The organism is Saonia sp. (genome assembly GCF_056326165.1).
Window position 1 is genome coordinate 63,981 of sequence record NZ_JBWFBN010000013.1, and the last position, 12,825, is coordinate 76,805.

The 12,825-nt window shown below is 36.4% G+C and carries 8 protein-coding genes; 5 read left to right on the plus strand and 3 right to left on the minus strand.

Annotated elements, in window-relative coordinates:
* Window positions 1-128: 128 nt before the first annotated feature.
* On the minus strand, window positions 129-1,172 hold the full coding sequence (locus tag AC000W_RS12030) for a GntR family transcriptional regulator (protein ID WP_474748601.1): 1,044 nt from the start codon (window positions 1,170-1,172) through the stop codon (window positions 129-131).
* 76 nt (window positions 1,173-1,248) lie between these two features.
* Here AC000W_RS12030 and AC000W_RS12035 point away from each other — a divergent pair, with 76 nt between their 5' ends.
* The 5 genes from AC000W_RS12035 (at window position 1,249) to AC000W_RS12055 (ending at window position 8,779) form a co-directional block, all read left to right on the plus strand.
* Window positions 1,249-3,348: a bifunctional aldolase/short-chain dehydrogenase gene (locus AC000W_RS12035; protein ID WP_474748602.1), complete on the plus strand. Its 2,100-nt coding sequence runs from the start codon at window positions 1,249-1,251 to the stop codon at window positions 3,346-3,348.
* A gap of 76 nt (window positions 3,349-3,424) precedes the next feature.
* Window positions 3,425-4,705: a sugar isomerase gene (locus tag AC000W_RS12040; RefSeq protein ID WP_474748604.1), complete on the plus strand. Its 1,281-nt coding sequence runs from the start codon at window positions 3,425-3,427 to the stop codon at window positions 4,703-4,705.
* Between the two features lie 10 nt (window positions 4,706-4,715).
* Window positions 4,716-6,089 (plus strand): FGGY-family carbohydrate kinase, encoded by a 1,374-nt coding sequence (locus tag AC000W_RS12045; RefSeq protein ID WP_474748605.1) that lies wholly within the window; start codon window positions 4,716-4,718, stop codon window positions 6,087-6,089.
* A 1-nt stretch (window position 6,090) separates the two neighbouring features.
* On the plus strand, window positions 6,091-7,266 hold the full coding sequence (locus tag AC000W_RS12050) for an alpha-hydroxy acid oxidase (RefSeq protein WP_474748606.1): 1,176 nt from the start codon (window positions 6,091-6,093) through the stop codon (window positions 7,264-7,266).
* 100 nt (window positions 7,267-7,366) lie between these two features.
* Window positions 7,367-8,779, plus strand: a complete 1,413-nt coding sequence (locus AC000W_RS12055) for a purine-cytosine permease family protein (protein WP_474748608.1) — start codon at window positions 7,367-7,369, stop codon at window positions 8,777-8,779.
* 83 nt (window positions 8,780-8,862) lie between these two features.
* On the opposite strand, the gene AC000W_RS12060 is transcribed toward AC000W_RS12055, so the two are convergent.
* Both AC000W_RS12060 and AC000W_RS12065 read right to left on the minus strand, forming a co-directional pair.
* The gene (locus tag AC000W_RS12060; protein ID WP_474748609.1) at window positions 8,863-11,172 is read right to left on the minus strand and encodes a glycoside hydrolase family 3 protein; all 2,310 of its coding nucleotides are present in this window, start codon (window positions 11,170-11,172) and stop codon (window positions 8,863-8,865) included.
* A 21-nt stretch (window positions 11,173-11,193) separates the two neighbouring features.
* Entirely contained in the window at window positions 11,194-12,810 is a 1,617-nt protein-coding gene (locus AC000W_RS12065) for a carboxylesterase/lipase family protein (protein WP_474748611.1), read from the minus strand.
* Window positions 12,811-12,825: the final 15 nt, after the last annotated feature.

Below are 12,825 nucleotides of genomic sequence, written 5' to 3' on the forward strand. Positions count from 1 at the left end.
AAGATATAAAAATCATTTTGATTTAATATAGTTGCTATGCTCTACATTTTTCTGATGACTAAATCTATTTGAACGCCAAAGTACTATTCTAAACTTCTATAAAAAGGAAAAAAGAAAATAATCATTATTTAAAGCGATTTTCTTGGTATAATATAAAAGGGATTGCTAAACTGTTTTTTATGACCATTGAGAATCATATTGGCTGCTTGCAAACCAAGTTTTTCAAAGTCTGTAGAAATCACGGTAATACCATTCAATAAAATTTCTTTAAGCGGAGTATCGTTGTAAGAAACAACGCCTACATCTTTTCCTAAAATAAAATCTGTTTGCTTTATCTTTTTAATTAAAGTAACCAAATCGCTTTCCATTAAAACAATATAGGCTGTATGCTTTTCTATTTCTATGGAATTTAATGAGTCAATAACTGAAAAATCATAGGCATATTCCCCGCAAAATTTTACAAACCCTTTTTTAATTTCTTTTGGATAATAGGTGTCACTCCCAAATAAGAGTTTTATACTTTTATATTTTTTTAAAAGTTGATTTAATTCAGTTAGTGCCGAGTATATATTGTTTTCAAAATCTTGATAGACAGTAGCTACACTTTTTTCCAAGGTGTCTATTTTTTTATCCAAAACAATTAATTTGTTCATGGGGATTTCTTTTTTAATAAAATCCACTATATGATCACCTCCTTCTTCAAAATGTGATATAATTACATAATGGCTATAATCTCGAGATTTACTAGCGACTATTAGCTCTTTAAAATGCCGGTACTTATTATCGTAGATGAAAAAATCTATTGTGGCATTATCCCCTAAAGTTCTTGAAAAAGAATCGTAAATAGTCTTTTTATGCGTGCTTAACTTATTAAATAATAAAAATACCTTAGCCTTGAGGATAAGATTATCAGTTTTTATATAATATCCTTTTCCAGGTACAGATTCCACAACTTTAATTTTTTTTAAGTGGTCATACGCCCTAACAATTGTGTCTCTGGAAATATCAAATTCTATTAATAATTCATTTACAGAGGGTAGCTTATCATTTCTTTTTATAGTGCCACTTTCAATGGCTGTATAAATAGAGTTAATAATTTGTTTATACTTTGGAATTTTTGAAAACTCATTTATTGCTATCAATTCCAATACTAAATTTTTATTTTGGGTCATTACCTAACAGTTCAGAACACTTACAAATAAAATAATGAATACATTTAAACTTCATATTTTAGTAAAAATAGTCTAAATGAAGATTAAAATTTTTAAAAATGTAGAGTACTTGTGGGATGATGAAGCTGTTGAAAAACTGGGAAATGACCAAATAGCGCTCTTTTTATACAGGTCTAATATTTTGGGTAGAGATCTTAGAATTACCAATTATGGAGGCGGAAATACAAGTTGTAAGACCATAGAAAAGAACCCATTGACCAATGAGGAAGTGGAGGTAATGTGGATAAAAGGTTCTGGAGGCGATATAGGTACATTAACTCGTTCTGGTATTGCAGGACTTTATACCGATAGATTAAGAAACTTAAAAAATGTTTACAAAGGTTTGGCAGATGAAGATCGTATGGTAGGTCTTTTTAATCATTGTATTTATGACTTAGATAGCAGAGCTCCCTCAATAGACACACCTTTACATGGCTTACTCCCTTTTAAACATATAGACCATCTACATCCAGATGCATTAATTGCTGTTGCTGCAGCTAAAGACAGTGAAAAAGTAACAAAAGAAATCTGGGGAGATACAATGGGCTGGGTGCCCTGGCAACGCCCTGGGTTTGACTTAGGACTACAATTGAAAAAATGTTTAAACGATAATCCAGGGATAAGGGGTATTGTTTTAGGAAGTCATGGTTTATTTACATGGGGAGATACTTCCTATGAATGTTACATGAATAGTTTAGAGGTTATTGAAACTGCTTCAGAATACATTGAGAAAAAAATAAAAGAAAAAGGAGCTCCTTTTGGAGGACAAAAAATAAAGAGTTTATCTAAGAATGAAAGATTAGATAAGGCAGCAATCCTAGCTCCAATTTTAAGAGGACTTTGTTCTTCTGAAAATAGAATGATAGGTCATTTTACGGATGATGAAAAGGTGTTGGAGTTTATAAATAGTCATGATTTGTCTCGCTTGGCTCCAATGGGAACATCGTGTCCAGACCATTTTTTACGAACAAAAATTCAGCCTTTAGTCTTGTCGTTAGACCCAAATGAGGATGTTTCAGATACGGAAGCTATTCTTAAAAAACTAAACCCTGCTTTTGATGCATACCGAAAAGAATACGAGGAGTATTATAATACCTGTAAAAAAGCCAATAGCCCAGCAATGAGAGATGCCAATCCTGTAATAATTTTATACCCAGGAGTAGGCATGTTTTCCTTTGCAAAAAATAAACAAACTACGCGCGTAGCAAGCGAGTTTTATATTAATGCAATTAATGTAATGCGTGGCGCGGAAGCAATTACAGCATACACTTCGCTACCAAGACAAGAAGCTTTTGATATTGAATATTGGTTATTAGAAGAAGCAAAACTGCAACGCCAACCCAAAGAGAAACCACTATCTAGAAAGGTAGTATTAATTACTGGTGCTGGTGGTGGAATAGGAAAAGCTATTGCAGATAAATTGGCTGAAGAAGGCGCCAATGTATTTTTAACAGATTTATCAGAAGAAAGGTTAGAAGAAGCGCATGCTACCTATAAAAATGATGTGGCAGCTTATGCGCAATCTGATGTTACCAATGCGGCATCAATTCAGGAAGCCTATAAAAAGGCATGTTTAGAATTTGGTGGTGTAGATATTGTGGTTCATAGTGCTGGACTTGCTATATCTAAACCCTTAGAAGAGACTACAGAAAAGGATTGGGATATACTTCAAAATGTATTGGTAAAAGGTCAGTTTGAGTTGGCAAAACAAGCCGTAACCATTCTTCGCAAACAAAATTTAGGAGGAGATATTATTCATATAGCCAGTAAAAACGGTTTAGTTTCCGGGCCAAACAATATAGCGTATGGCACAGCAAAAGCAGCACAACAGCATATGACAAGGTTGTTGGCAGCAGAGCTTGGTAATGATAAAATTAGAGTAAATACGGTAAACCCAGATGGTGTTATTGTAGGCAGTAAAATCTGGGAAGGAGCTTGGGCAGAAGGTAGAGCAAAAGCATACGGAATTACAGTAGAAGAATTACCAGCCCATTATGCCAAAAGAAATTTGTTGAATGAAATTATTTACCCAGCAGATATTGCTGATGGAGTATTCTCGCTAGTTGCCATTTTAGGTAAGTCTACAGGAAATATTATTAATGTAGATGGTGGTATGGCAAATGCTTTTGTACGGTAAATAGATTGGAGAATTTTTGATTAAATGGTTCTCTATTTTTTTAAATATTTTTTGTCAAGGACAAAATTTTGGACACATGAAAATTAAAGAAGAACACATTCATGATTGCAATAAAAGCGCGGTACAGCAACAAAAAGATAGTTATGCTTTTTTGTCAAATTCATTAAATAACAAAGGTTTTGATGTAGCTACTATTGTGAAAAAGCTAGCCGATTTTCAAGTTGCAATCCCTAGTTGGGCGTTGGGCGCTGGCGGCACACGTTTTGCTCGCTTTTCGTACCAAGGAGAACCAGCCACCTTAGAACAAAAACTAGAGGATGTGGGATTAATACATGCCCTTACCCAAACGGCAGGGACGGTTTCTTTGCATATTCCGTGGGATGTTCCAAAAGATTACAATGCTATAAAAGAGCTAGCCTCATTATTGAATATTGGTTTTGATGCCATGAATTCTAACACCTTTCAAGACCAGGCTACCGACAAGCAAAGTTATAAGTATGGTTCTCTGGCAGACCGAAATAAAGATGTTAGAGCACAGGCGATTAAACATAATATAGATGTTATTAAAATTGGAGAACAATTAGGTTCTAAAAGTCTTACGGTTTGGTTAGCAGATGGAGCATCTTTTCCAGGGCAGAATAATTTTCAAGAATCACTTTTAAATACAGAAAGTAGTCTAAAAGAAATTTACAGTTCACTTCCTGAAGATTGGAAGTTACTAATAGAATACAAACCTTACGAGCCTAATTTTTACAGTACTGTAATACAAGATTGGGGTACCTCTTTTATGCTAGCCAATGCTTGTGGAGAGAGAGCCACAACGCTTGTAGATTTAGGACATCATTTACCTAATACGAATATTGAGCAAATAGTGGCAACGCTGATGTGTAAAGGGAAATTAGGGGGATTTCATTTTAATGATAGCAAGTATGGCGATGATGACCTTACTGTTGGTAGCATAAAACCATACGCACTATTTCTTATTTTTAATGAACTGGTTTATGGTATGGAAAACAATCCTAATAATCCAGCATTATCATGGATGATAGATGCTAGCCATAATCTAAAAGACCCTATTGAAGATTTAATACAGTCTCTAGAAGCTATCCAAGAGGCCTATGCCAAAGCACTGCTTATAGACCAGAAAAAACTTAGAGCGGCGCAAGGCGAAAATGATATCACCTTATGTCAAGAAATAATACAAGAAGCTTATAGAACAGATGTTAGACCACTAATAAAACAAGCTAGATTCCTTTCTGGTGGGGCATTAAATCCGATTGAGGCATACAGAAAATTAGGAGTTCGTTCAAGTTTAGTTGCAGAGCGTGGTGCAAACTCTAAAGCATCTGGGTTATAAAAAATTAAAAATGGAAAGAATTAAAGTAACCGCCGTTTTTGATATTGGTAAAACCAATAAAAAGTTTTTTCTATTCGATGCAAATTTTCAAGAAGTATATAAAGAATACACCCAGTTTGATGAAATTGAAGATGAGGATGGTTTCCCAACAGAGAACCTACCAGCGCTTCAACAATGGTTAAAAGAATTGTTCGATAGGATTCTAAGTGCAGAAACCTATGACATAAAAGCCATTAATTTTTCTACCTACGGAGCAAGTTTTGTGCATTTAGATAAAGATGGAAAAGTACTTACGCCTTTGTATAATTATCTAAAACCAATACCCGAAGATTTTATAGAAGAATTTTATGCTACGTATAAAGAGGTCGCTGTAGAAACAGCATCGCCAAAAGCAGGATTGTTAAATTCTGGCTTACAGTTGTATTGGTTAAAAAAAACAAAACCAGCATTGTATAAGAAGATTAAATATTCGCTTCATTTTCCTCAATACCTATCGTATTTGTTTACAGGCATTCCATTAAGTGAGTATACCAGTTTGGGAAGTCATACCTTACTTTGGGACTATGAAAAGAATGATTACCATGATTGGGTATATCAAGAGAAAATAAATGAAGTGTTTCCCCCAATAGTCTCAACCCAGACATGTATCAACATGAATTACAATGGTGCGAATATTAAAATTGGAGTAGGTATTCACGATAGTTCAGCAGCATTACTACCTTATTTATTTAGCGAAAAAAAACCATTCCTTCTTTTATCTACGGGCACATGGAGTATCTCATTAAATCCGTATAATAATGAAAAACTCACTGAGAAAGACCTCAATGATAATTGTTTAAATTATATGCAGATTGATGGTAGACGTGTTAAAGCGACTCGTTTTTTTATGGGGAATGAATATAAGCTTCAGGTTAAAAAACTGAGTATGTATTACGGTAAAGAATATGGATATCATAGAGAGGTAACATTTAACAAGGAACTATACCTTAAATTAGTTAAAAACGCTGCCATATATTTTAAGTTTGAAGGGATTAGTTTAAAAAGAAAACAACCCCAAGAAACAGATTTAAATAGGTTTAAAACTTTTGAAGAAGCTTTTCATCAATTAATGATAGAACTTATGGAGCTTCAAATAGCATCGGTTAAAATGGCAATTGGGAAAACTTCAATACAGAAAATATATATTGATGGTGGTTTTACAGATAACGACATTTTTGTAAAATTGATGGGATATCACTTTAAAGAATATAAAGTAAGAACCACAACATCACCCTTAGGTTCAGCACTTGGTGCAGGCATGGTTTTGTCAAATAAGCAACTTGGAAAAAAATTTCTGAAAGAAAATTACAAAATGAAAAAGTTGGTTCCTTTAGAACTGGTGTAGTATGGGAAGAATACCTAAAGAAATAAGCAAGAGTTTTAATCCTAAATATCCTTCGGTGAACGATTTACGGGAGCGAGCAAAAAGAAAGATTCCAAAATTCGCGTTCGAATATTTAGATGGTGGTTGCAATGAGGATGTAAACCTGGATAAGAACACATCAGAAATACGCGAAGTTGAGTTAAAACCGTATTATTTATCCAAGCATACAAAATCGTCCATGAAGACCAATTTATTTGGGCATGAGTACGATGCACCCTTTGGTATTGCTCCAGTAGGTTTGCAAGGCCTTATGTGGCCAAATTCTACAGAAATATTAGCAAAATCAGCCTTTGAGCATAATATTCCATTTGTTTTAAGCACCGTTACCACAAGTAATATTGAACGTGTAGGAGAATTAACAGAAGGGAAAGCGTGGTTTCAATTGTATCATCCTGCGGAAGATTCGTTACGGGACGATTTAATTAAAAGAGCTGCCTCAGCGGAGTACCCAGTTTTAGTGCTGTTAAGCGATGTGCCAACATTTGGATTTAGACCAAGAGATATTCGTAATGGCTTGGCCATGCCACCAAAAATGTCTGCAAAGAACATCATGCAAATTTTAGGTAGACCAGAATGGGCTGTAAAAACCTTAGTTCACGGGCAACCTAGTTTTGCTAATCTAACTCCTTATATGCCTAAAGGATTAGATTTAAAACAGTTGGGTAAGTTTATGAACGATACTTTTTCGGGTCGCTTAAATGAAGAAAAGATTAAACCCATTCGCGATATGTGGAAGGGGAAAATTGTTTTAAAAGGAGTTGCTAGCGAAGAGGATACTGAGAAGGCCATTAAATTAGGACTCGATGGTATTATTGTTTCTAACCATGGTGGTAGGCAGTTAGATGCGGGTCAATCTACCATAAAACCATTGGTGCCAATTGCAGAGAAATATGGAGATAAAATAAAAGTGATGATGGATAGCGGTTTACGTTCAGGGCCAGATATTGCAAGAACCTTGGCCAGTGGTGCCGAGTTTACATTCCTAGGTAGGTCTTTTATGTATGGTGTTGCTGCGCTAGGGAATGAAGGTGGCAACCATACCATATCCCTATTAAAAGCAGAATTACAACAAGTTATGGAACAAGTTTGCTGTGAAAAGGTGAACGACTTTCCAAACCACTTAATCACGGGGCGATAGCCAATTAGGGTATAACCCTTCAATTTTATGTTAAAAAAAAATATTTTAATACTTCGTACGCTTAGCCTCGAGGTAGTTTATTAACTAAAACAACCAAACTATGAGTCAGTATAACATTGAAGAAGATATTGAGGAAGCTGCAGGAGGCGAATTTGAAAGAACTCCTGTGCCAAAATCTAGTTGGAAAAGTTGGAAGAGTTTTTTAGGAATGTATGCAGGCGAGCATGCTGCAGGAACCGAATTTGTTATTGGACCGTTGTTTTTAACGGCAGGTGTTAGTGCTTTCGATTTAATTATTGGATTGCTAATAGGAAATTTATTAGCAGTTCTAAGCTGGCGATTTTTAACGGCTGAAATAGCAGTAAAATATAGGCTTACATTATACTATCACCTAGAGAAAATTGTAGGTAAAAAATTAGTAATTGGTTACAACCTTGCCAATGGTATTTTATTCTGTTTCTTAGCAGGGGCTATGATTACAGTTTCTGCAACTGCAGTGGGAATTCCCTTTGGAATGGAAATGCCTAAGCTTACCGATACTATGCCTAATGGTGCAACATGGGTTGTTATTGTTATTATTATAGGCGCGGTTATTTCTTTAATTGCTGCCAAGGGTTTTGATACAGTTTCCAAGGCTGCAAATTGGATGTCTCCTATTATTATAACAGCATTTATTGCTTGTGGGGTTGTTGCTTTAAAACAATTGGGAGTTAGCAGTTTTTCAGATTTTTGGGCCATTTGGGGCGAAGGCTCAGACCCTTTTCCTGGTCAGATAAAATATACGCTTTGGCACATCATTTTTTGGTCTTGGTTTGCTAATGGTGCTATGCATATTGGTATGTCTGACCTTTCGGTGTTTCGTTTTGCTAAGAAAGCAAGTTCTGGATGGACAACCGCTGCAGGAATGTATGTTGGGCACTATATGGCATGGATTGCTGCTGCACTACTATATGCCGTGTATGTTAGAACACCAGAAGCACAAGCCTTGTTAACTGCAGGGCAAGCTCCTTCCGTAGCTCCAGGTCCATTGGCCTACAACGCCATAGGAGTATTTGGAATTATAGCGGTAATCCTTGCTGGTTGGACAACAGCAAACCCTACGATTTATAGAGCAGGATTAGCTTTTCAAGCTATTATGCCAAAACTCTCTACTTTTTGGGTAACTATTATTGCAGGTACCATTGCTACCATTGCTGGATTGTTCCCTGCTTTTGCAATGAAATTATTGGATTTTGTAGCATTTTATGGGTTTATACTGGCACCAGTAGGAGCTATTATAGTCTTTGAGCATTTCTTTGGTGAAAAATTCGGAATTCAAAAGTTTTATGCTGAGAAATCGGGTGCTCCTTTTAATACATCGATGATTGCAGCATGGGCAATATCATTTGTATTATTCTATTTTATTTCAGTGAAATTTGATGTTTTCTTGTCCTTTGTAACATTACCTGCATGGTTGTTATGTGGATTTTTGTTTTTAGTGTTTAGTAGAATGTGGCAGAAGAAAAACTTGTAGGAGAATATTAGTATTAAAAAACATGCCATGGAATTTTTATCTATGGCATGTTTTTTATGGAATGGAATGCCATATTTATAGCACTATCTATACTTATTTACTCTTTCATCATTAATAACTCCTCCCCAATTCATACCAAATCCGAAGTCATATATATTGCCCTCAGAATCTTCATAACTTGTCATGTCAAAAGGCACATCTTCAAATTGCTTTTCTACAGTAATCATATTTGCTGGCATTTGCATGGGTAAAAGCGCCGATGGTTCTGCCTTACCAGAAATAATATCTAACAATGCTTGGTCTTGTACCCCAAAACTAACTAAAATGGCTGCTGCATCTTTTTCAATTTCAGAAAATACCATGGGATTTGTTGTGTTCACAATTACCAGCACAGGTTTTCCTTTCATTTTTGATTTTGTTTCTGTAACCAATTCGGCATCGGATATATTAGAGGTAGACGTAGCTTTGTTTTTATAACCCCTATCTGTAAAGTCTTCTAAAGGATCACCGCCTGCTATACTTTTATCTCTTGCCTCTGTTGCAGTGTAATCATTATATTGTAAACTAATGGGAATATAACCATTGCCGCCTCTTTCCACATCTGTTTTGTCATACCCAATGGTAGCCGTAGGATTTTGTATGAAAACCATTGCCACATCGGCATCATTTGGATTATCGGTTACATTAAAGTACTTTTTCACCAAATCTAGGCTTACAGGATAATCTGTTGATGCAGGGCTTTCCATGCCCAAGAAATTACGGCTTGCTGGTACAAAACGCTTTGGAACATACATTGTTTTCTTTTCCTTTAGCGGGAGAATATTTTTAGTGTTTTTCAACATTACCACAGATTGAAGCTGAGCTTCATAACCTGCTTTCATAAATAAAGGCTGCCCTACTATTTCTTTAGTTTCCGATGGAGCTAAATAAGGGTTTTCAAAAACTCCTACCCTAAAAATATTTTTTAAAAGCCGTATAGCCGATTGTTCCATTCTATCTCTCATTCTATCTTCACCATGCTCTTTAACCCCCATTTCATAGGCTTCTATTACAGGCTTTGCATCATTATTTCCGCCAAACTGGTCAACTCCCGCCATTAAGATTTTATAATGCCTTTCAGCTATCGATAAATTTTCTACTCCCCAAGATTTACCATCAATGAAAAGATCTTGAACTTTGTGGTCACTGGTAATGAGCCAATCTGTGCAGAGCACACCGTCATAATTATATTTATTACGTAGTAAATCGGTTATCAAAAACTTATTATAACTATTACCTACATTTTCTCCATTTTTTGTGTCCTGATTCCATGAAATAGTGTAATATGGCATTACGGCTGATGCTTTTTCTGTACCTCCATTTAATTTAAAAGCACCTTCTGTAAAAGGAATTAAATGGTCATCAAAATTATTGCCAGGATATACTGCATATTTACCTGCACCATAGTGGGCATCTCTCCCTGCTTCACCTGACCCGCCGCCTGGCCAATGTTTCACCATGGCGTTTACACTTTCTATGCCCCAACCACCATTGTTAGTAGATTGAAAACCATCACAATAGGCTTGTGCCATTGCCGCAGAAAGCTTGGGGCTTTCTCCAAACGTACCACTAAACCTTGCCCACCTAGGTTCCGTTGCAATGTCAACTTGAGGAGATAATGCAGTAGTAACACCTAAAGCTCTATATTCTATGGACGCAATTTCCCCAAATTGTTTTACCAATTTTGGATTAAAGGTGGCAGCCATCCCCAAGGAACTTGGCCACATTGATATTTCACCACCTGCAGCAGCATTATATTCCGCTTTGGCCATAGTGCCATGCCTTGGGTCAGAACTATTATTAGCGGGAATACCCAGACCGATTCCTTCACATAAGGCTTGAAGTTTATTGTTCCATTGTGCAGCTATTTCTGGAGATTTAACTGTTGTTATTAGTACGTGCCGTAAGTTATCCTCTTCCAGAAATTTCTTTTGCTGGTCCGTAAGTTCAGAAGGGTCTGTTTCTCCTTCAACATAATTCTCTCCATTGTAAGTGCCTGCAAAATACCCGCCCGCTCTAGCTGGAATTGATTGGTGAGCAGAATACAGCATTAATCCCGCAATCTGCTCCACACTCATTTGTGAGGCCAAATCTTTGGCTCGTTCATCGGCTGTTAGACGCCAATCTTCATAAACATCTAACTTTCCGTTTTTATTTAGGTCTTTAAATGCATATTGATCTACCGTTAAAAGTTCTACCCCTGAATCGGGGTTGTATCCCAAAGCACTGCCCTCTTTGTTCAAAACATATATATAATCATCTTTTTGTTCGGTCGTGAATTTGTCACCGCAACTTCCCAGAATAAAAGAAAAACATATTGCAGCGTTAATTAGTTTTATTTTTTTTAAGCTCATGAGTTAATTTTTAAGAGTTTGTTAGTTTCCTTGGACAAGGTCAAAGAGTTCTTTGTCTAGTTGTGGTTTTACCTCACAGGTAATATCAAAATGCATCGTTGCGGTATTATCCGAGTTGTAAGCTGGCCATTCTGGCAACCCAGAATGATTTGGATTTCCAGTTGTAGCAAAATTTATCCAAGCCTGGCTAACTTTATCTGCCAACACTTGTGCTTCTTCTCCACCGCCAGTCATATTTTTACCGCGTTCTATAGTATTGAACACAAAAGGAAGCTCCATGCAATGGAGCGCTTTGTATTTTCCATTAAAAACAGGAGACTGCCATGTAAATAAATACATATAAACTGGGGCACTGCCTTCCAATGCGGATTTTGTATTGGCCTGTGCAACTGCCCCTGGACGGAACATGGTATCTACATCCAATAAATCTTTTGCATCTGTATCTTTGGGATATGCCTTTTTTACAGCCTGGATATAAGCATCTGCTTTTTCTTTATAGGTGTTTTTGATATGAGCCATTATTTTTTCATCAGACGCTCCTACAAAACGCATATTATAAAAGGGTGCAAATTCATTCTTTACCGTTCCTATCATCAAAGGAATATTTTTTGAAAGCTCATAAACTTCTTTGGAAGAAACTTGATAAGGTAAATCCACACCATCCCTGCTTGGTCCCCAATTAAGACCAAAGCCGATGGAAGGTTTACCAGCAGCAATTCTTTTTTTCTCAACAATCTTCAATGCTTCACCACTAGCTTTTGCCAACATAGCAAACGGAATCGTTTGAAGACTATCTACTTGCGATACATCAAGCCCCAAAATAGCTAAGGTTTCTGCTGCAATACTTTGTGTGTCTTCCTTTTCCAAAATAGCACTTCGCATTGCGCCGCTTTGATTTACAGCCTTATGGAACAATCCCTTGGCTTTTGGCATTGCCATCAAAGTATTCACCTTGGCACCACCTCCAGATTGACCAAAAATTGTAATGTTATTGGGGTCGCCTCCAAAGTTGGAAATATTGGTTTGTACCCATTCTAATGCCGCCACAATATCTAAAATGCTAGAATTTGCAGAATGTTTGTATTTATCGCCATAGGCAGATAAATCTAAAAACCCTAAAACATTTAGTCGATGATTGATGGATACTACCACAACATCTCCATTTTTACTTAAGTTCTCTCCATCTGTAGATGGTAATTCTTGACTTGAGCCTGAGGTAAAACCACCACCATGTATCCAAAAAAGCACAGGCCTTTTTTTGTTGTCATCGATGCTTGGTGTCCATACATTTACTCGTAAACAATCTTCATTAGGATAACCCCAATCATGGTCAAAAACAAATTCCGATTCATCTTGTACCTGCGTAGTTGGCACTAACAATGGGGCAACAGGGCCATAAGTTGTGGAGCTTCTTACTTCTTGCCAGGGTGTTGGTTTTGACGGGGGCATAAAACGTTCTGCCTGTGCATAGGGTATTCCTTTATAGGTAAATATTCCGTTATGGATATACCCACGTACTTTACCAGATTCGGTATTGGTCACAGCTATGTTTTCTCCTGTAATGACTTCTTGACCATAAATATTGGATACTACAAATAGGAGTCCCAGAAGGCACCCTTTTAAAATTAAATTCTTCATATGTATTGATTTTAT

Coding starts and splice junctions, on each gene's coding strand:
- AC000W_RS12030 (WP_474748601.1), bottom strand. CDS start 1,172: ATGACCCAAAATAAAAATTTAGTATTGGAATTGATAGCAATAAATGAG.
- AC000W_RS12035 (WP_474748602.1), top strand. CDS start 1,249: ATGAAGATTAAAATTTTTAAAAATGTAGAGTACTTGTGGGATGATGAA.
- AC000W_RS12040 (WP_474748604.1), top strand. CDS start 3,425: ATGAAAATTAAAGAAGAACACATTCATGATTGCAATAAAAGCGCGGTA.
- AC000W_RS12045 (WP_474748605.1), top strand. CDS start 4,716: ATGGAAAGAATTAAAGTAACCGCCGTTTTTGATATTGGTAAAACCAAT.
- AC000W_RS12050 (WP_474748606.1), top strand. CDS start 6,091: ATGGGAAGAATACCTAAAGAAATAAGCAAGAGTTTTAATCCTAAATAT.
- AC000W_RS12055 (WP_474748608.1), top strand. CDS start 7,367: ATGAGTCAGTATAACATTGAAGAAGATATTGAGGAAGCTGCAGGAGGC.
- AC000W_RS12060 (WP_474748609.1), bottom strand. CDS start 11,172: ATGAGCTTAAAAAAAATAAAACTAATTAACGCTGCAATATGTTTTTCT.
- AC000W_RS12065 (WP_474748611.1), bottom strand. CDS start 12,810: ATGAAGAATTTAATTTTAAAAGGGTGCCTTCTGGGACTCCTATTTGTA.